Here is a 20,318-nt window from a genome sequence, read left to right as displayed (position 1 = left end):
AATGGACAACAGGAACGATTGTCAAAAAGTGTTGATCTGAACAAAACAAGCACGCACCATTGGGGGAACATGCCGTTAAAATCGGCGATCCTGTAAAAAGACATCAAGGCAGACAGAACCATGTCGACAATTCTCGTGCTCCACGGACCCAACCTCAACATGCTCGGTACCCGCGAGCCGGAGGTCTATGGTTACGAGACACTGGCAGACATCGACGACCGGTTGCGCTCACTGGCAGCAGAGCATGGGCATCATCTGCTGCACCTGCAATCAAATGCCGAATACGAACTGATTGAGCGGGTTCACGAGGCGCGGGCGGAAGGCGTGGACTTCATCATCATCAACCCCGCCGCCTTCACCCATACCAGCGTTGCCCTGCGCGACGCCATGCTGGCCTCGGGAATTCCATTTATAGAAGTGCATCTTTCGAACGTGCATGCCCGGGAACCGTTCCGGCATCACTCCTATTTCTCGGATATCGCCGAAGGCGTTATCTGTGGGCTGGGTAGCCAGGGGTACGACCTCGCACTCCAGGCAGCCCTGAAACGCATTCACCGATAGACCTGACAAAACGGGACTGGACTGACTATGGATATTCGTAAAATCAAGAAACTGATTGAGCTGCTCGAGGAATCTGACGTCGAGGAGCTGGAGATTCACGAGGCCGACGATTCGGTACGCATCTCCCGCCGGCGTGAACCGGCTGCCGGCACCCAGTACGTGAGCCACTACCCTGCGCCAGCGCCTGCCCAGCAGCCAGCTCCGGCGCCGGCAGCGTCCGCTCCGGCTTCGGAAGAGTCCTCTGCGCCAGCGGCCCCGGCCGGACACAGCGTGAAGTCTCCCATGGTAGGCACTTTCTATCGCTCACCCTCGCCCACCGCCAAGGCGTTTGTGGAAGTTGGCCAGACCGTCAATGTGGGTGATGTCATCTGCATCGTGGAAGCCATGAAGATGATGAACCAGATTGAGGCCGACAAGAGCGGCACCATCCAGGACATCCTGGTCGAGAATGGCCAGCCGGTTGAGTTTGACCAGCCCCTGGTCGTCATTTCCTGAACGCGGTGATAGCTACTCATGGCCATGTTAGAAAAAGTTCTGATCGCAAACCGGGGTGAAATTGCCCTCCGGATTCTGCGCGCCTGCAAGGAGCTGGGCATCAAGACAGTGGCAGTGCATTCCCAGGTCGATCGCGACCTGATGCACGTACGGCTTGCCGACGAGTCTGTCTGTATTGGCCCGAACAGCGCGACCGACAGCTACCTGAACATCCCTACCATCATCAGCGCCGCCGAGGTAACCGATTCCGTGGGTATTCACCCCGGCTACGGCTTCCTTGCCGAGAACGCCGATTTTGCCGAACAGGTGGAAAAGAGCGGGTTCCGCTTCATCGGCCCCAAGGCCGAGACTATCCGGCTGATGGGCAACAAGGTGTCCGCCATCAACGCCATGATCAAGGCCGGCGTTCCGACCGTGCCGGGCTCCGATGGCCCGCTGGACGACGATGAAGAGCGGACCCTGAGGATTGCCAAGGAAATTGGCTACCCCGTCATGATCAAGGCGGCTTCCGGTGGCGGCGGCCGCGGGATGCAGGTGGTCCATTCTGAAGCGGCCCTGCTCAAGGGTGTCCAGATCACCCAGAGCGAGGCCAAAAATGCCTTCGGCGACCCGACGGTTTACCTCGAGAAGTTCCTGGAAGCCCCGCGTCACGTGGAAGTGCAGGTACTTGCCGACATGCATGGCAACTGCATTCACCTGGGCGATCGCGACTGCTCCATGCAGCGCCGGAACCAGAAGGTAATAGAGGAAGCACCGGCTCCGAACATCAATCCGGAATCCCGGGAACGCACCCTGAAAGCCTGTACCGATGCCTGTAAGGAAATCGGTTATGTGGGCGCCGGTACGTTCGAGTTCCTGTATCAGGACGGCGAGTTCTATTTCATCGAAATGAACACCCGTGTCCAGGTAGAACATCCGGTCTCCGAGATGGTCACCGGTGTTGATATCGTCCGCGAACAGCTCCGCATTGCCAGCGGCCTTCCGCTGCAATACACTCAGGACGACATCCGGATTTCCGGCCACGCCATGGAGTGCCGGATCAACGCCGAGGATCCGAAAACCTTTATCCCCAGCCCCGGCAAGGTTAAACACTTCCATGCCCCGGGCGGTAATGGTGTGCGGGTGGATTCTCACCTGTACAGCGGTTACACGGTTCCCCCCTACTACGATTCCCTGGTGGCCAAACTGATCACCTGGGGCGACGACAGGGACATTGCCCGGCGCCGGATGAAGAACGCGCTGGACGAACTGGTGGTCGAGGGCATCAAGACCAATCAACCACTGCATCGGAAACTGGTACGCGATGGTGGCTTTAAACAGGTAGACTTCACCATCCACTACCTTGAGAAACTGATGCGGGATTAATCATGCCCTGGATACAACTCCAGATCCCGGCTGATCCGGACAACGCGGATCAGCTGGAGGATCTGCTCATGGAGATGGGCTCTGACGCCGTCTCCATGGAAGATGCCGCCGACCAGCCCCTCTATGAGCCGGACCCCGGCACCACCCCTTTATGGAGCCAGACAACGGTGACCGGGCTGTTCGATTCCGGCCGGGATATCGAGCAGCTCTGCGCCGATATCCGGGATGCCTGGCACCAGCAAACCCAGCAGGCCCTTCCGGAAATCGACGTCACTCTGGTTGAGGACAAGGATTGGGAACGGGCCTGGATGGACGATTTCCAGCCCCTGAAATTCGGCGAGCGGCTCTGGATCGTCCCGAGCTGGCATGACGCACCTGACCCGGATGCGGCGAATCTGATGCTGGACCCCGGTCTGGCCTTCGGTACCGGCACCCATCCAACCACGGCCCTCTGCCTCGAATGGCTTGATGGCCAGGATCCCCATGGCAAGCAGGTGATCGATTACGGCTGTGGCTCCGGCATTCTCGGCCTTGCGGCCCTGCTCCTTGGCGCAGACCATGTGATTGGTGTCGATACCGACCCGCAGGCCCTCGAAGCCAGCCGGGAAAACGCCCGCCGCAACGGTGTCGAAGACAGCAAGCTGGACCTGTTCCTGCCAGACAACGAGCCCGAGACCAAAGCCGACATCATGCTTGCCAACATCCTGGCCCAGCCCCTGATCGGCCTTGCTCCCCATCTTGCCTCGCGGACCAGGCCCGGCGGCGATCTGGTGCTGTCCGGCATCCTGTCTAACCAGGCCCGGGAAGTAATGGCCGCCTATGAGCCATGGTTCGTCATGGACGAGCCCGAGCAGCGGGAAGAGTGGATACGCCTCACAGGACGGCGCCACGACAGATGACGAAACCGGTCTTAACGACTAAACTCCGAAACTCGTAGCCTAGTCGCTTTCAGGAAGAAGCATGACCCAGAGCAGCCTGCAGACACAGTGCCCGAATTGCCAGACCCGCTTCCGGGTAACCGAAGAACAGCTTGGCATTGCCAAGGGCAAAGTGCGCTGCGGGAACTGCATGAAGGTGTTCAATGCCATTGAGCACCAGGTTATCCCAGGCGGTGGCGAGAAACCACGAACCCCCGCCACCCCGGCACAACCCGCAGGTGCATCATCGCCTGCCGGCTCTACCTCCGGCTCCGGCGTCAGCGAGGAGGATTTTGTCTTCGCCGATAACCCGGAAGAAGATGCGGCGGAAGGGCCTTACGCCGGCACCAAGCTGACCTTCTCCGATGACGAGTTAAGCGATAGTTTCCGCAGCTTTGATGAGCGCGACGAAACAGATTACAAAGACGCTGACACCGACGGCCCCGATGAGCAAGTCGATGAGAGCTGGGCCGAAGCCATTCTTCAGGATGACGAGCCAGCATCCCGAAAACCTTCTGCCCCCCAGCGCCCCGAGCCTGCCCCCGAACCGGAACCTGAAGACACCTCTCCCGAACCGGAGCCGAGGCCAGCACCTCGCCCTGAGCTGAGCCTGGAGGAAGAACCGGTGTTTGAGCAGACCGGAACACCCTCCTCCGCGGCGACCGGGCCGGCCAAAGATTCTGATCCGTTCGATGACTTTGTGGACGAATCCGGTTTCGATTTTGATGAGCCGGAGCGACCGGCCGACGCGTTCCATGCCGACCCGCCCTTCCGGGATCTACGCCGGGAGCCGGTTGCTGTCGATTCCGGTGGAAGTGGCGTCCGCACGATCGTGTGGAGCGTGATTGTACTGGGTCTGATCGGTGTTCTGATCGCCCAGGTAACCTGGTTCCAGTTCGATCGACTGTCGGCCATCCCCGAGCTGCGCCCCTTCTATGAGAAAGGCTGTGAACTGGCCGGCTGCGAACTCAAACCGCTGATCAATGTGGAAGCCATCCAGAGCCGGAAACTGGTGGTGCGGACCGATCCGGATAATCGCTCGCAACTGGTGGTCGATGCCGTGATCATTAACCGGGCCGACTTCGAGCAACCCTTTCCCGCCATTGCCCTCACCTTTTCCAACCTGAATGGCGATGTGGTGGCACAGAGTCTGTTCACGCCTGAGGAGTACCTGGCCGGCGAAGGTCGGGAGCTGGACGCCATGCCCACGGATACTCCCGTTCGCATTGCCATCAACATTCGGGATCCGGGCCGTGACGCGGTGAATTACAACATCCTCTTCCGCCCCCACGCACCCTGATGCCGTAAGCAAGTATTCACTCGACAGCCATTTCCGACGGTCATCGTACAGAACAAAAGTCAACCAGAAAGGGCGAAAAATAATCAGTTTTTTCACCGCCCAGCCCCTTCAATCATTGTCCACCCGGCGGTATCATTACCGCCCTTCGGATGCTGGATCGGTTACTTATTGAACAACCGCTCAGCCCGACCTTTGCTTAACCCGCTGTGACACGGACTCAGATCATGCTGCCAACGGCAAAAATCGGGCCGTACACTTTGCCCAACCCCTTGATTGTTGCGCCCATGGCTGGCGTGACAGACCGCCCTTTCCGTCTTTTGTGCCGGAGGTTGGGCGCGGGTCTGGCGGTGTCGGAGATGGTCATAGCGGACAGCAAACTCTGGCATACGCGCAAATCACAGACCCGCCTGAACCATGAAGGCGAGCCTGAGCCCCGCTCGGTGCAGATTGCCGGCGGCGATCCGCAAATGCTGGCCGATGCCGCCCGTCAGAATGCGGAATTCGGCGCCCAGATCATCGACATTAATATGGGCTGCCCGGCCAAGAAGGTCTGTAACAAGGCCGCCGGTTCCGCCCTGATGAAAGATGAAGCCCTGGTTCGCGACATTCTGGAGTCGGTGGTTCAGGCGGTTGATGTCCCAGTCACCCTCAAGATGCGAACCGGATGGGACCGGGAAAACCGCAATGCACTGGTTATTGCCCGAATGGCGGAGGATGCCGGCATTCAGGCAGTGGCCATTCACGGTCGGACCCGTGCGGACAAATACGAGGGCAATGCCGAGTACGACACCATCGCCGATGTGAAATCCCGCATCAGCATTCCGGTGTTTGCCAACGGGGATGTTACATCGCCTGAGAAAGCCCGGGACGTCCTTCGCCATACCGGCGCCGACGGCCTGCTGATTGGCCGCGCTGCCCAGGGCAGCCCCTGGATTTTCCGGGAAATCCGGCATTTCCTGGAAACCGGTAGCCACATGGCCGCACCGGAGCTTGATGAGGTCGAGGAAATTCTGACCGAGCATCTCCAGGCGTTGCATGCTTTCTATGGTGAGACCATGGGCGTGCGTATTGCCAGAAAACACGTGGGCTGGTACCTGCAGTCCCACGATCCGGGTAAACAGTTCCGCAAACGCTTCAACGCGATCGACGATGCGCTGGAGCAGAGAGACACGATTCAACGGTATTTTGCAGGCTTACGAAATGGAGAGGTATTCGCAGCATGAGCGCTGAGACTTTGGCAAACGACAACCTGAGCACCCCGGCCAACGATGATATCCATCAGTTGCAGACGGTGAACAGCAGCGGCAACACCGTCACCCTGCGCGACAGCGTTGAGGTCGCCCTGAAAAACTACTTCGCCCAACTGGACGGCGCTCCGGTGACCGAGGTCTACCAGCTGGTGCTTTCCGAAGTGGAAGCCCCGCTGCTTGAACAGGTGATGAAATACACCCGCAACAACCAGACCAAGGCCTCCACCATGCTGGGCCTGAACCGCGGGACCCTGCGCAAAAAGCTGAAGCAGTACGGTCTGCTATAATCCAGACACCCTGATTTGAAGAGGGCCTCCCGGACACCATTCGCGAGGCCCTTATTCGTTCATCTCCAGCGAAGAAAGTGACCCATGGCAAACCAGGCTAACACCTCCGTCCGTCGCGCTTTGATCAGCGTGAGTGATAAAACCGGCATCGTCGATTTCGGCCGTGCCCTGACCGAACGCGGCGTTGAGCTGCTCTCCACCGGTGGCACTTACCGGCTCCTGAAAGAAAACAGCATCCCGGTAACCGAAGTCTCCGACTACACCGGCTTTCCCGAGATGATGGATGGCCGTGTAAAAACCCTGCACCCGAAGATTCATGGCGGGATTCTCGGGCGCCGGGGCACTGACGATGCGGTGATGTCCGAGCATGGCATTAGCCCTATCGATATGGTTGTGGTCAATCTCTACCCCTTCGAGGAGACCGTTGCAAAGCCGGACTGTGATCTGGCGACCGCTATCGAGAACATTGATATCGGCGGTCCGACCATGGTTCGCGCTGCTGCCAAGAACCACAACGACGTCGCCATCGTGGTCAACGCCAGTGATTACAGCCGGGTCCTCAAGGAACTGGAGGCCAACGATGGCCAACTGACCTACAGCACCCGGTTCGATCTGGCCGTAAAAGCGTTTGAGCACACCGCTGGCTACGATGGCGCCATCGCCAACTATCTGGGCGGCCGCACGCCGGATAACGACAACGCTGATTTCCCCCGCACCTTCAACGCCCAGTACGTGAAGGTCCAGGACATGCGTTATGGCGAAAACCCGCATCAGCGCGCCGCATTCTACGCCGAGCGCAACCCCAAGGAAGCCTGCGTGGCCACGGCCAAACAGCTTCAGGGCAAGGAGCTCAGCTACAACAACGTGGCCGATACCGATGCCGCCCTGGAATGCGTGAAGCCTTTCGCGGATCCGGCCTGCGTGATCGTCAAACATGCCAATCCCTGTGGTGTGGCGATCGGCGCCGATATCCGTCAGGCCTACGACCTGGCGTTCGCCACGGACCCCACATCGGCTTTTGGTGGCATCATCGCCTTCAACCGTGAGCTGGATGCGGAAACTGCCAAAGCCATCATTGATCGCCAGTTTGTGGAAGTGATCATCGCGCCGACCGTTGCTCCGGAAGCAGTGGAACTGGTAGCCGCAAAGAAGAACGTGCGTCTGCTTGCGTGCGGCGAGTTTGACGGCGACCGTGCCCGTTCCATGGATTACAAGCGTGTAACCGGTGGTCTGCTCGTTCAGGACCGGGACCTGGGCATGGTGGCCATGGAGGACGTCAAGGTGGTCACTGAGCGCCAGCCCTCCGAGCAGGAACTCAACGACCTGTTGTTTGCCTGGGAAGTGGCTAAATACGTCAAATCCAACGCCATTGTCTATGCCAAGGCGGGTCGCACCATCGGCGTCGGCGCTGGCCAGATGAGCCGTGTTTACAGCGCGAAGATTGCCGGTATCAAGGCCGCCGACGAGGGCCTGGAAGTGAAAGGGTCGGTCATGGCGTCCGATGCCTTCTTCCCGTTCCGCGACGGCATTGACGCTGCTGCGGCGGCTGGTATCACCGCTGTCATCCAGCCTGGTGGCTCCATGCGCGATCAGGAAGTGATTGATGCGGCCAACGAACACGGCATCGCGATGGTCTTCACCGGCATGCGCCACTTCCGGCACTGAGGGGTTATCACCATGAATATTCTCGTTATTGGCTCCGGCGGCCGCGAACACGCCCTGGCCTGGAAAGCCGCGCAATCCCCCAAGGCAGACCGTGTTTTCGTGGCGCCCGGCAACGCCGGCACGGCACGGGAAACCGGCCTGGAAAATGTCGACATCGACGTGATGGACCTGGACGGTCTCGCCAACTTCGCCGCCACCAATCATGTCGGGCTTACCATCGTCGGCCCGGAGGCGCCGTTGGTTGCAGGCATCGTCGACAAATTTGAGCAGCGTGGCCTGAGGGTTTTCGGCCCGAGTGCCGGCGCTGCCCAGCTTGAGGGCTCCAAGGCTTTCACCAAGGATTTTCTGGCGCGCCACAAAATCCCGACAGCCGGCTACGGCAACTTCACTGATGTGGACGAAGCCCTGGCCTATGTTCGCCAGCAGGGCGCTCCAATCGTCGTCAAAGCCGATGGCCTGGCTGCCGGCAAAGGCGTGATCGTTGCGATGACCCTGGAAGAAGCCGAAGATGCCATCCGCGACATGCTGGCCGGGAACGCGTTTGGTGATGCCGGTAGCCGTGTCGTCATCGAAGAGTTTCTGGAAGGCGAAGAAGCCAGCTTTATCGTGATGGTGGATGGCGAGCACGTTCTGGCCATGGCCACCTCCCAGGATCACAAACGCGTGGGCGACGGCGACACCGGTCTCAATACCGGTGGCATGGGCGCCTACTCGCCGGCCCCGGTGGTGACCGCGGATGTTCATCAGCGCATCATGGATGAAGTGATCTATCCGACCGTGCGCGGCATGGCGGCCGAGGGCCATCCCTATAAGGGGTTCCTCTACGCCGGCCTGATGATTGACAACAGCGGCACCCCCAAGGTGATCGAGTTCAACTGCCGTTTTGGCGACCCGGAAACCCAGCCGATCATGCTGCGGATGAAGTCGGACCTTGTGGAACTCTGCGACGCGGCCATCGACGGCAAGCTCGACCAGTGCGATTCCGAATGGGATGACCGCGCCTCCGTCGGTATCGTGCTGGCAGCCGGGGGTTACCCGGGCAGCTATAACAAGGGCGACGCCATTTCCGGCCTGCCGGACACCGAGACCGAAGGCGAGAAAGTGTTTCACGCCGGCACCCGTCTCAACGGAGACCAGGTGGTTACCAACGGCGGTCGGGTGCTCTGCGCCACGGCTCTGGGCAATACCGTCACCGAAGCACAGAAGCGTGCGTATGAGCTGGCCTCCCGGATCCGGTGGGATGGCGTGTTTTATCGCAAGGACATCGGCCACCGCGCCATCGGCCGCGAGACCCACTGAGCCTGGCCGACCGATCCGATCCTATTCTCAATCCCCGGCCGACCGGGGATTTCTTCGCCTGACCTGACACCTGCCTGCGTCATAAGCACTGACTATTGACTTTATAGTTACGGAACCGTAAAGTTTCGCCCGAACGTAATAGTAATGATTGTCACTTACATTTCGAAAAACAAATGGTAATGGAGATTAACCACATGTTTAAACCTTCCCGCTTATCACTGGCCGTGGCTGTCAGCCTTGCCCCGGGCGCCAGTTGGGCAGTCGGCGATGATCAGCCCCAGATGCTTGAACCCATGGAAATCATTGGCGATGCGTCCGCAGCCCAGACCTTGCCAGGGTCAGGCTACGTCGTTGGTGAGGCGCAGTTGAAAACCGAGGTTGAGACCGACATCAACCAGGTGCTGAAAACCGTCCCGGGCGTCTATGTGCGGGAAGAAGAAGGCCTGGGCCTGCGCCCCAATATCGGCATCCGCGGCGCCACGGCCGAGCGCAGCAGTAATATTACCCTGATGGAAGATGGCATTCTGATCGCACCGGCGCCCTACTCCAATCCGGCCGCCTATTATTTTCCGACACTGAAGCGCATGTCCTCGCTGGAAGTACTCAAGGGTGCCCCGCTGCTGCGCTATGGCCCGCAAACCACCGGTGGTGTCATCAACCTGATTTCCACACCCATTCCCGATCAGCGGCAGGGCTATGTTGAGACAGTCACCAACGACCGCGGCTCCACCGACGTTCATGTAACCTATGGTGACACGGCCGGCGACTGGGGCTACCTGCTTGAGACCGTCCAGCGCTCCGCGAAAGGCTTCAAGGAGATTGACCGCAGTAACCGCGATACCGGCTTTGATATCGAAGACTATGTCGGCAAGCTGCGCTGGCAGGGAGAGCGCCAGAGCGTGACCGCCAAGCTGCAATACTCCGAGGAAACCTCCAACTCCAGTTACCTCGGCCTGACCGATGCGGACTTCAGCCAGGATCCGAACCGGCGTTACGGGTTGTCCAGCATCGACCAGATGAACAATACCCACTCCGGTATCAGCCTGACCCATCAGTTCGACTGGAGTAATACCGTAAGCAGCACGGCCACCCTCTATCGCAACGACTTCAAGCGGAACTGGTTCAAGCTCAGCGGCGGCGGAAGCATCATCGACTCGGCAAACGGCGGCGACGCCAATGCCCAGGGTATTCTGGACGGCACAGTTGACGCCAGCGGCCTGGATTACAAAAACAACGCCAGGGACTACCTGTCCGAGGGCGTGCAGGTAAACTTTGATGTCGACATGGGCAGCCACCAGTTTGATTTCGGCGCCCGCTACCACGAAGATGAAATGGATCGTTTCCAGCCGGTCGATGTTTATGACCAGGTCAACGGCTCTCTGGTGTTCCAGAACACTGTCGCCCCCACGGGCAGCAATAATCGCTTTGAGACCGGCGAAGCCCTGAGCTTCTGGGCGCTCGACACCTGGCAGGCGACGGACAAGCTCAGCGTTAACCTCGCCCTGCGCTACGAGGATGTACAGACCAGCCGCACCCAATACGCGGATCCCGGCCGCACAACCGTCGACAGCACCCGCGCCAATGACAGTGCTGAACTCCTGCCCGGCGCTTCCTTTACCTATGACCTGTCCCAAAGCTGGCAGGTTCTGGGTGGCGTGCACCGGGGTTTCTCCCCTCTCGGAGGTGGTGCCAAGGCAAACGAAGATCCGGAAACCAGCAAGAACTGGGAGGCCGGCCTCCGGTACTTTGGCAATGCGTTCTTCGCGGAAATGATCGGCTTCTACAGCGACTTCTCCAACAAGGCCGAAAACTGTTCCGTGGGCTCGCCGTGCAGCAATGGCGCCACCTCTGGCAGTTTTGTAACCGGCGAGGCTGAAATTTCCGGTGTTGAGTTCCAGCTCCAGACCGGCACCCGGGCAGGCGAGTTCTACCTTCCGGTCAGCCTTACCTACACCTTTACCCAGGCGGAAATCAGCAAGGACAATGCCGCTTCGGGCCTGAAAAAAGGCGAGCAGCTCAAGGACGTACCTGAAAACCAGATGAGCTTCCGGACAGGCATGGAACACCCGAGTGGCTGGGACAACTACCTTGTGGCCACCTACGTCGATGAGATGTGTGTCAGCGCGGGATGCAACAACACCGCCACGAAACTGGACGAGACCGAGTCCCTGTTCCTGGTCGATTTCATCAGCCGCTACGCACTGACCGCCAGTGCCGATGTCTTCCTGAAAGTGGACAACCTGTTCGATGAACAGCAAATTGTCTCACGTTTGCCCGATGGCGCCATGGCGAACCTGCCGCGCACCGCTTCACTGGGGTTAAGCGTTAATTTCTGACGAATGACCGGGTTGGCCTGGTTTCCGGGCGAACCCGCTGTGAATGGCCCACTGATGAGACCCGGCCCGTTGGCCGGGTCTTTTTTTATGCCGGGCAGGGGAAGCAATTCCCATTCTCCGGCCCGAGAGTAAGGTAGACTGCGGACACAAAGTTCCGACCACATCGCCCAAAGGAGTCCCTTCGATGCGCCGCCCGTCACCGGTATACCTGCTGATCATACTGGCCGCTTCCCTGCTGTTCAGTGCCTGCTCTCGTCAGGACATCTACCAGACCGCGATTGATTTTGAACGATCATCGGCGGGTCTGGAGGCGGCGAGCGTGGCAGTGGGCAACCTTGACATCGCCTATCTCAGGAACCAGGAAATGAGCGCAGGCGACACCATCGTCATGATCCATGGCTTCGGGGCCAACAAGGACAACTGGACCCGTCTGGCCGGCCACCTGACCGACGACTTCAATGTCTATGCGATCGATCTGCCGGGGCATGGTGACAGCAGCAAGCCCCTCGACATCGGCTACCGCCTGGAAGATCAGGCCGGTTATGTCGCACGCATCCTCGACGCGCTGTCGGTTGATGAGGCACACGTCATGGGTAACTCCATGGGCGGGGCGATTACCGCGCTTTACGCCGCCAATCATCCGGACAAGGTGCAATCAGCGGTACTGTTCAGTCCCGCCGGCATCCTGGAATACGAGAGCGAACTGGTGGATCTGGTTAAGGCCGGTGACAACCCCCTGATTCCGAAACAGCCCGGTGACTTTGAACGCCTGATGGACTTCGCACTGGAGAAAAAACCGTTTGTGCCCTGGCCCATTATGGGCGTGCTGGAGGAGCGCGCCATCGCCAACCGGGAGGTCAACGAGGTCATCTTTGCCGCCATTCGTGATGCCGGTTTCGAGTCGGACTTCCGCAATGCCATCACCAGGATTCAGGCCCCGGTCCTGATCATCTGGGGCAAGGAAGACCGGGTGATCAACTACCGAAACGGCGAGGTGTTCGCAGCAGCAATCCCGAATGCCAGGCTGGAACTGATGGACGGTATCGGCCACGCACCGATGGTGGAGGCCCCGGCGGAATCCGCAGAACTGTTCCGGACCTTTATCGGGCAGCCGGTCGAGTGAGGCTCATTTGAGCAATAGTTTCCGCATTCCACCTTCAGCGACTACAAGGGCACCGCAAAACAGGGTAGCCTAACAACCATTGTGCTTTTGACGTCCGAACTGATATCCCATGCCTGAAGCGATCTGGATTACCTTTGCCTTCGGCCTTGGCCTGCTGGTCAAGCTTGTTGGCCTCCCCCCTCTTGTTGGCTACCTGGCTGCCGGCTTTGTGCTCAGTGGCATCGCCGAAGCCACCGGTGTGGTGATCGAGGAGACCGACGTTCTCCAGCACATTGCGCATCTTGGCGTACTCCTGTTGCTGTTTACCGTGGGGCTGAAGCTTAAGCTTCGCTCCATCGTCAGCCCGGAGGTTATTGGCGGCAGCCTGCTGCATTTCGGGATTACCTGCGCGGTCTTTACACCCGGGCTGTACCTGCTCATGGATATCGGGTGGTCAACGGCGTTCATGCTGGCCATTGCCCTGTCCTTCTCGAGCACAGTCCTGGCAGCCAAGGTGCTTGAATCCAAACGGGAACTGCGGGCGTTCCACGGCCGGGTCGCCATCGGCATCCTGATCATGCAGGATCTGATTGCCCTGGTCGTTATGAGCCTGGCGGCCGGGAAAACCCCCTCCGAGTGGGCGCTGATTGTGTTCGGGCTGCCGCTGCTTCGACCTCTCCTGTTCAGGCTGCTGGATGCCAGTGGCCACGATGAACTGCTGGTTCTCCTGGGGCTTCTGCTTGCGCTTGTTGTCGGCGGGCTTGGCTTCGAGGCGGTCGGCCTCAGCTCGGAACTGGGCGCACTGGTTTTCGGTGCCATGCTGGCAAACCATCCGCGCTCTCAGGAACTCGCCAAATCCCTATGGAGCGTGAAGGAAGTATTCCTTGTGGGATTTTTCCTGCAAATCGGAATCGGTGGTCTGCCGGACCAGGAAGCGATCATGTTTGCCGTGATTGCGGCACTGGTATTGCCCCTCAAAGGCATTCTGTTCTTCTTCCTGTTGATTCTGTTCCGGCTGCGCTCGCGAAGCAGCTTCCTCTCGGCCCTGTCACTGACCAACTACAGCGAGTTCGGGTTAATTGTTGCGAGCGTGGCCTTGCCCGAGTGGCTGGTTCCCCTGGCAATTACGGTGTCGCTGTCATTCGTTATATCCGCACCATTGAACCGGTTTGCCCACCCACTCTTCGAGCGGATAAGCCATCGACTTGGAACCTTTGAAAGTCACAAACGCCATCCGGACGAACAACCGATCTCCCTGGCCAACACCCGTTTTCTGGTAATGGGAATGGGGCGAACCGGAACCGCCGCCTACGATTGGCTGAAAGAATCCGAACAGAACCTGATGGGGTTGGACTCGGATCCCGCAAAAGTCGAAAAACACCAGAAAGCCGGTCGAAATGCCGTATTCGCCGACGCAGAGGACACGACCTTCTGGGAGGGGCTGCACATGCCATCCGTTGAAGCAGTCATTCTCGCGATGAGCGATATTGAGGGCAAATTGATTGCCGCACGAATGCTCAGAAAGCTGGGGTTCAAGGGCTATATTGTTGCGCACACGTTGTATGCCGATGAAGCAAAGCAAATCTGCGAAGCCGGCGCCGATGATACCTATCTCACCATGAGTGAAACGGGTGTTGCCCTGGCCAGTCACCTGTTAGACAAGAAACCGGCCACGCCATCCCTCACTGTGAAGAAATCCGTATAGCCTGGCCTCTGGGCGCGGCAAGCAGGCTAGTTTTCCCCGAGGGCACAAGTACGGAACCCGGTATAAACATCGTTACGCAGGGGCAGGTAAGCCTGCCGATAGGTGCCCCTGATCAGGCAGGATGATGTTGCACAACCACCGCCCTTGGTGACCTTGTGATCACCAAACTGCAGGGTGGACATGAAAGGGTACATATCCACCTTGAAGCCGTCGTAAGGCAGGAACTGATCACTGGTCCACTCCCAGACCGTACCTGTCATCTGGCGGCAGCCAAAGGGGCTGTCACCATCGGGAAAATCAAACACCGGATTCTGGGCCATGGCGCGCCCGTTCAGATCAGCCAGGCGCTCATCCGGTGTCGAGTTGCCCCAGGGAAAGTGCCGGAATGGCTCGCCCGGTCGATTGCCAAGGGCTGCCACTTCCCATTCATACTCCGTCGGCAGACGACGCCCTGCCCAGCGGCACCAGGCCTCCGCCTCCCAGTAAGTCACATGGGTGACCGGTGCGTCCGGGTTCACGGGCTGCCAGCGATCAAACAGACGCTCCTGCCACTGGTCATCGTGCCAGCGCCAGTACAACGGATGACGGGGCGCCCGAAACATGGGCGCGTCACTGCCATGAACCAGAGCCACGTCGGTTTCGGTCTGAAGCCACTTCTGCCCACCAAAAGACCAGAGCTCGGGTCGTCGGTAGCCACCGTCTTCCACGAACTCCATGAACTGGCGATTGCTGACCAGGCATTTCGAAATGGCGAACGATTCCAGTTTCACGGCAAACCGTGGCTTTTCATTATCAAAGCCAAAGTCTTCACCGGCGTAACGTTCTGACTCACCCGGCATTCCGATCAGCCACTCCCCGGCCGGCACTACCGCGTCTCCCCCATGTGGATCGCCCGGTGCCGGCCGATAAAGATCGGTGCCCGGCGGCGCCGGGTAGCCGACAGTCTGGCGACACCAGATCATCGACTCGATGTGCATGTTCTGGTGGTAGATTGCGTAGCGATACAGGTAACGAGCCTGGTCGGTTAACGGCTCTTTTTCGATCCGCTCGGCCACGCGATCATAGATTAGATTGAAGTACTCTAAGGTTTTCTGTCGCCCGGGAAACAACTCCCGGTTCCATCTATCCCGGTGTTCGATGTGGAACGAATCCCACAGGTCGTCCATGGCAGGATCATGGCTCGGTGTGCCATCCAGCAGGTTGAAGACGAAGACTTCGTAAAAGAAGGCCGCATGCCCCATTTCCCAGAGCGGTGGATTGACGCCCGGATGGTAGGGAACGTCCAGCGCGGTCTCCGGAAGAGAACAGACAAGACTTTCGGTACGCTTCCGTGTCCATTCAAGCTGATCCAGCAATTCCGCCTTTGCCGCATCGATTTGCTCAATCGCTGTCATCTCGCCAACCACTTATCGTCAAACGGTTTCGTCAGCATACCAGAGAGTTCAGAACCGGGTTAAACGCTCTCACGCCCAAACAGCCAGAATGGCAGGAACAGCCACCAGGGTTACCAACAGAGACAACGGCAGCCCCAGGCGCCAGTAATCGCCAAACCGGTAGCCACCGGGCTCCATGACCAGCGCGTTGGACTGGTGTCCTACCGGTGTCAGAAAGGCGCAGGATGCGCCAATGGCAACCGCCATCAACAGGGCATCTGCGGCAATGCCCAGCTGACCCGAAAGGCTCAGGGCAATGGGTGCAACCAGAATGGCGGCCGCTGCATTGTTCACAACGTTCGAGAGCAACATCGTGCCCATCAGAACAATCGCAACGACCACCCAGGCATCGCCCCCGGAGCCGAGCATCAGCATCCAGGAAGCAATCAGCTCCGCGCCACCGGTGGTTTCGAGGGCCTGTCCCACTGGAATCATTGCCGCAAGCAAAACGATAACGGGCCAGTCGATTGCCCGGTAGGCTTCCTGGTTGCTGAGAACGCCACTGAGAACCATGGCAACGGCGCAGGCAACCAGCGCGACGGGCGGCGACAACCAGCCAACGACGATCACGGCAATGGCAGCTACAAACAATCCGCTAGCCAGAAGCGCGTTGCGTTCGCGGCCGAACCTGAGCCCCCTCTCTGCCAGAGGCAGGCACCCCAGCCCCTGAAGGGTAACGCGCAAGGCTTCCTCCTCACCTTGCACGAGCAGAATGTCACCGGCCTGGAAGCTGATGTCACCCAGGCGTCGTTGCAACCGTTGTCCCTGACGTGCAACAGCAACAATATTGAGACCATTCTGCTCACGAAGATTCAACCTGTTGGCGGTTTTCCCGATCAAACCGGATTCCGGCGTGATCACCGCTTCCATCAAGCGGACATCACCCTCCGACAGTGACTTTTCGTGCGGTTTTTCCGGTGCACTCTCATCTTCGTCGGACTCTTCGGAGGAGGACTCCTCGACATTCGCCAACTCAAGGCCGGTGCTGTCCAGAAATTCCTGCAAAGCATCGGTATCTGCCTCCACCAATAGCAGATCGCCGCCGCGCAGCACGGAAAACGTCGATGGTGCCAGTGACCGCTTGTCATCCCGGATCAGCGCGAGCACCACCACATCCTTCTCGGCGTCAGCCTGTGTCAGCAGGCTATGCAGTGTTGCGCCAATATGCGAGGAATCGTCCGGAACCCGAAGCTCAGTAACATAATCCCCCACGCTGAACAGCTTGCCGCCGTCATCGGGTTTCCCCCGTCTGGGCGTCAGACGCCACCCCGCCAGAGTGATAAAGGCGATGCCAGCCAGGGTTATCGCCAGGCCCACCGGCGCGAAATCAAACATGCCAAAGGAACCCGTTTCCCGGTAACTGGCAATGATGATATTCGGAGGCGTGCCGATCAGGGTCATGGTCCCACCCAGCAGGGAGCCAAACGCCAGGGGCATCAGCAGCAGCGAGGGCGACCGACCGGCTTCCCTGGACATCCAGATTGCCACCGGCATCAGAAGTGCAAGCGCACCGACGTTATTGATAAAGCCCGAGCAGAGAGCCACCACCGAGGTCAGCATCAACACCTGCAGAGTCGGCCGGTGTCCGACCTTGCCCAGCAGGCGGGCCAGGCGGTCAACCACACCGCCATTGACCAGTCCCTGACTGATCACCAGAACCGCCGCCACAGTCACAACCGCCGGGTGGCCAAAGCCATCGAATAGCTGATCCGCCGGCACGATCCCGGCGACGGCAACGGCGAGAAGCGCCAGCAGGGCGACCAGGTCGAACCGGATTCGATTCCAGACGAACAGCACCAGGGCGATCCCCAGTATCGAAAAAACAACTGCCTGACTGGCGCTCACTGTAACTCCATGCTTTCAGTCCTTGTCCGCCTGGTTTGCAGCCCGTGTCGGTAAACTTTACAGGAAGCCGGGGATGACAGAATCCTCTGTCCTTAAGCTCCTGAAAGGCCTACAAGTGTATAAACTGGCATACAAACTGAATGTCTGCCAGCAGGAGTTGTTTGCCTGTTTCCCCAGCCGTATGCGGTCACAGGGCAGTGATCGGATCGAGCAGTTCCGGTATTACCAGCATTTACTGAACGTTCAGCAGTTCGTTTTCCAGGCACATTCTCTGGGAGAGTCGCCATGAAGGAAAAACGACCGCTTGTTTGGTTGTCGGCGGTGTACCCGGTTTTGGCTGCGAGCGGGTCCTTGCTCAGGGACTGGCAGCTTATTCATGTCTCTGCCTCAGACAAACCCCACACAGGCGGGATGCCCCAGGGTGGAGCCAGAGTGGGCGTCTTCGACCTCGCCTCTCTGAAAGGGGATCAACTGACTCGTCTTCCCGACTGGCTGGACACTGTCCCGGTCCAGCACTGGGTCGCCACACTGGAACCTCACCAGATTCAGAGCCCTGAAATCTGTGCTCTTATAAACCGTTACTGCAAGGACTACCACACACTGCCTCTTCAAGCCGAGCGGCTCAATGCAATTCTCGGTCACCTGTGGGGAATGTCTGAACTGCAGGCAACTGCGTCCCGGGCAAAACCCGCTTGTTACCACGACTTTGCTCTGGAGGGAGAATCCGTGGCTATTCGGCATGTCAGAGAGCTGTTGCAGAAATTCGGCCGCACTGAAGAGTCCGTACTGATCTATGGCGAGAACGGAACCGGCAAGGAAGCCGCAGCCCGTTTCATTCACGACCATTCGCCCCGAAAAAACAAGCCAATGATTGCAGTGAACTGTGCAGCCCTACCCCGCTCTCTGACCCAGAATGAGCTCTTCGGACACGAAAAAGGGGCTTTCACCCATGCCATGAGTGCCCAGAAAGGGCGAATCGAGGCGGCCAATGGCGGCACTCTTTTACTGATTGGTGTCGATGAACTTTGCCCAGAGCAGCAATCGGCCATTCTGCGCTTCCTTCAGGAGGGCCTGATTGAGCGCCTGGGCTCAAATCATCCCATCAGCGTCGATACCCGGCTCATTGCAACAAGCACGAAACCGCTTGAACAGCTGGTCAAGACCGGGGATTTCCGAAGCGATGTGTTTTATCGACTTGGAAGCCTGCATGTGTTTTTGCCCCCACTACGCGACAGGAGGGAAGACATTCCCGTACTGGCCAACCGGATGCTCTCGGCCACACCCTCAGCTAATGGCGCCCGGCGGCTCAGTGACGCTGCAATGATCTGCCTGGCTGAACACCCCTGGCCCGGCAACCTCAGGGAGCTGCAGAACCGCTTGCGCCAGGCATTATTGCTGGGAGAAAGCCCACAGATCAGCGCCGAAGACATGGGTTTCATCCCCAACCCAAACGATAACCACGACCGCAACCGAGAACTCTCACTAGACGCTTTTCGCTCCAGAGCGGACAGACAGGCGATCTCGGTAAGTCTCGCGCTTGCCCACAACAACGTGTCAGCAGCTGCCAGGCTTCTGAATATTTCACGGGTTTCGCTCTACCGGCTTATGGATAAGCACCGCGTGCCGCATGGTTCCGCAACCCAGCCGAAGAAGGACTATTGAAGGAGATTGCCACATGAATAAAAACATACTTTGGGTCATCCCGCTTTTTTCTCTGGGCTACTCAATGTTGGCGGAAGCCGCTCAGGCCGACGACGATGCCTCGCCCGCCCCGACGAATATCCGCACAGCACCTGAAGAAGGCCACGACCCGGCAACCGATATTGCCTCCATTACCGCGGATCGGGGCATCGTCACCCGGCCGGGTCGGTTTACCATCGAACCATCCTTTTCCCATGCCCACAGCAACTCAACGGCAGTCGCGATCGAAGGTTACACGGTGATCCCTGCCCTGTTGATCGGGCTGATCAACATTTCGGAGATCCAGCGCGATATTTTTGTCGGTGCCATGTCACTCAAATACGGCTTTACCAGCAAATTTGAAGCGGCGGTACGCGTGCCCTACCTGAGCATCAATGAGGATCTGAGAGAGCGTGAGGTTTTCCAGGGCACACCGGTGGATACACTGCGAGAATCCTCCGGAGAGGGTCTCGGTGATGTTGAAATTTCAGCTCGCTATCAGTTAACCGATGGCCTGGGCGGCTGGCCCTACGTGATCGGCGGGCTGCGCGTGCGAGCGCCAACTGGCGAGGGCCCCTACGACGTTGGCCAGAGGGTCATCGAGGATAATCAGGGCAATCCGATTGGCATAGAGCTGGAAAGCCGGCCAACAGGTTCAGGCTTCTGGGCCTTCGAACCCGGACTCTCATTTATCTATCCGACCGACCCGGCCGTGTTGTTTGGCAATCTGAGTTATGTCTGGACTCTCAAAGAGGAGCAAGGCTTTGAAAACGGAGGCACGGTCGACCCCGGCGATATCGTGCGTTTTGGCTTCGGGATGGGGTTCGCCTTTAACGATCGCACGTCATTCAGCCTGGGCTATGACCACTCGATCATTCGCAAAACTACATTCGAGAGAGACATTGATCTCTTCGAATCCAATTTCGACCGTATTCAGATCGGATCACTGTCATTCGGGCTGTCCCAGCGCCTGTCGCAGTCCACATCTCTTAGCCTGACGGTGAGCATTGGTGTTACTGAAAACGCGCCTAACAGCGAGATCACACTCAAGCTTCCGATCAGTCTCTAGGGAGGAATC

17 protein-coding genes are annotated in these 20,318 nt (G+C 58.7%); 15 read left to right on the top strand and 2 right to left on the bottom strand.

What is annotated here, in order from left to right:
• Positions 1 to 120 precede the first annotated feature (120 nt).
• From aroQ to MDHKLMBL_RS11575, 12 genes are all read left to right on the top strand, one after another.
• Entirely contained in the window at positions 121 to 561 is a 441-nt protein-coding gene (gene aroQ / locus MDHKLMBL_RS11630; RefSeq protein WP_008170941.1) for a type II 3-dehydroquinate dehydratase, read from the top strand.
• Positions 562 to 588: 27 nt separating this feature from the next.
• Positions 589 to 1,056, top strand: coding sequence for an acetyl-CoA carboxylase biotin carboxyl carrier protein (accB, locus tag MDHKLMBL_RS11625; protein ID WP_008170940.1), 468 nt, complete (start codon positions 589 to 591; stop codon positions 1,054 to 1,056).
• A gap of 18 nt (positions 1,057 to 1,074) precedes the next feature.
• Positions 1,075 to 2,421, top strand: a complete 1,347-nt coding sequence (accC, locus tag MDHKLMBL_RS11620) for an acetyl-CoA carboxylase biotin carboxylase subunit (protein WP_014578428.1) — start codon at positions 1,075 to 1,077, stop codon at positions 2,419 to 2,421.
• A gap of 2 nt (positions 2,422 to 2,423) precedes the next feature.
• Positions 2,424 to 3,320 carry a 50S ribosomal protein L11 methyltransferase gene (prmA, locus tag MDHKLMBL_RS11615; protein ID WP_008170937.1) on the top strand — a complete coding sequence of 299 codons (897 nt, stop codon included), beginning with the start codon at positions 2,424 to 2,426 and terminating at the stop codon, positions 3,318 to 3,320.
• A gap of 61 nt (positions 3,321 to 3,381) precedes the next feature.
• On the top strand, positions 3,382 to 4,638 hold the full coding sequence (locus tag MDHKLMBL_RS11610) for a DUF3426 domain-containing protein (RefSeq protein ID WP_092030463.1): 1,257 nt from the start codon (positions 3,382 to 3,384) through the stop codon (positions 4,636 to 4,638).
• 224 nt (positions 4,639 to 4,862) lie between these two features.
• A complete protein-coding gene (dusB, locus tag MDHKLMBL_RS11605) occupies positions 4,863 to 5,861 on the top strand; it encodes a tRNA dihydrouridine synthase DusB (RefSeq protein WP_008170935.1) in 999 nt (332 codons plus the stop codon).
• Positions 5,858 to 6,175, top strand: a complete 318-nt coding sequence (gene fis, locus MDHKLMBL_RS11600) for a DNA-binding transcriptional regulator Fis (protein ID WP_008170934.1) — start codon at positions 5,858 to 5,860, stop codon at positions 6,173 to 6,175. Before dusB ends, fis begins: the two co-directional genes overlap by 4 nt.
• An 84-nt stretch (positions 6,176 to 6,259) precedes the next feature.
• Positions 6,260 to 7,840, top strand: a complete 1,581-nt coding sequence (gene purH, locus MDHKLMBL_RS11595; protein WP_008170932.1) for a bifunctional phosphoribosylaminoimidazolecarboxamide formyltransferase/IMP cyclohydrolase — start codon at positions 6,260 to 6,262, stop codon at positions 7,838 to 7,840.
• 12 nt (positions 7,841 to 7,852) lie between these two features.
• Entirely contained in the window at positions 7,853 to 9,139 is a 1,287-nt protein-coding gene (purD, locus tag MDHKLMBL_RS11590; protein WP_008170931.1) for a phosphoribosylamine--glycine ligase, read from the top strand.
• Between the two features lie 194 nt (positions 9,140 to 9,333).
• Positions 9,334 to 11,475, top strand: a complete 2,142-nt coding sequence (locus MDHKLMBL_RS11585) for a TonB-dependent receptor family protein (RefSeq protein ID WP_053113137.1) — start codon at positions 9,334 to 9,336, stop codon at positions 11,473 to 11,475.
• A gap of 184 nt (positions 11,476 to 11,659) precedes the next feature.
• Positions 11,660 to 12,598: an alpha/beta fold hydrolase gene (locus tag MDHKLMBL_RS11580; protein ID WP_053113138.1), complete on the top strand. Its 939-nt coding sequence runs from the start codon at positions 11,660 to 11,662 to the stop codon at positions 12,596 to 12,598.
• A 109-nt stretch (positions 12,599 to 12,707) separates the two neighbouring features.
• On the top strand, positions 12,708 to 14,282 hold the full coding sequence (locus MDHKLMBL_RS11575; protein WP_104270839.1) for a cation:proton antiporter domain-containing protein: 1,575 nt from the start codon (positions 12,708 to 12,710) through the stop codon (positions 14,280 to 14,282).
• Between the two features lie 26 nt (positions 14,283 to 14,308).
• On the opposite strand, the gene senA is transcribed toward MDHKLMBL_RS11575, so the two are convergent.
• Positions 14,309 to 15,676, bottom strand: a complete 1,368-nt coding sequence (senA, locus tag MDHKLMBL_RS11570; protein WP_104270838.1) for a selenoneine synthase SenA — start codon at positions 15,674 to 15,676, stop codon at positions 14,309 to 14,311.
• A 69-nt stretch (positions 15,677 to 15,745) separates the two neighbouring features.
• Complete coding sequence (locus MDHKLMBL_RS11565) at positions 15,746 to 17,560, bottom strand: SLC13 family permease (RefSeq protein ID WP_104270837.1); 1,815 nt, start codon at positions 17,558 to 17,560, stop codon at positions 15,746 to 15,748.
• A 73-nt stretch (positions 17,561 to 17,633) separates the two neighbouring features.
• Between MDHKLMBL_RS11565 and MDHKLMBL_RS11560 the strand changes: the two genes are divergently transcribed.
• From MDHKLMBL_RS11560 to MDHKLMBL_RS11550, 3 genes are read left to right on the top strand one after another with little or no spacing between them, the layout of a single operon-like run.
• Positions 17,634 to 17,849 carry a hypothetical protein gene (locus tag MDHKLMBL_RS11560; protein ID WP_104270836.1) on the top strand — a complete coding sequence of 72 codons (216 nt, stop codon included), beginning with the start codon at positions 17,634 to 17,636 and terminating at the stop codon, positions 17,847 to 17,849.
• A complete protein-coding gene (locus MDHKLMBL_RS11555) occupies positions 17,846 to 19,222 on the top strand; it encodes a sigma-54 dependent transcriptional regulator (RefSeq protein WP_104270835.1) in 1,377 nt (458 codons plus the stop codon). Before MDHKLMBL_RS11560 ends, MDHKLMBL_RS11555 begins: the two co-directional genes overlap by 4 nt.
• 13 nt (positions 19,223 to 19,235) lie before the next feature.
• Complete coding sequence (locus tag MDHKLMBL_RS11550) at positions 19,236 to 20,309, top strand: transporter family protein (protein WP_104270834.1); 1,074 nt, start codon at positions 19,236 to 19,238, stop codon at positions 20,307 to 20,309.
• Positions 20,310 to 20,318 lie beyond the last annotated feature (9 nt).

Origin of the sequence: Marinobacter flavimaris, from assembly GCF_002933295.1 — a bacterium.
Taxonomy (GTDB): Bacteria; Pseudomonadota; Gammaproteobacteria; order Pseudomonadales; family Oleiphilaceae; genus Marinobacter; species Marinobacter flavimaris.
Note: the sequence above shows the minus strand (reverse complement) of the source record. Positions and strands in the feature narration are given on the sequence as shown.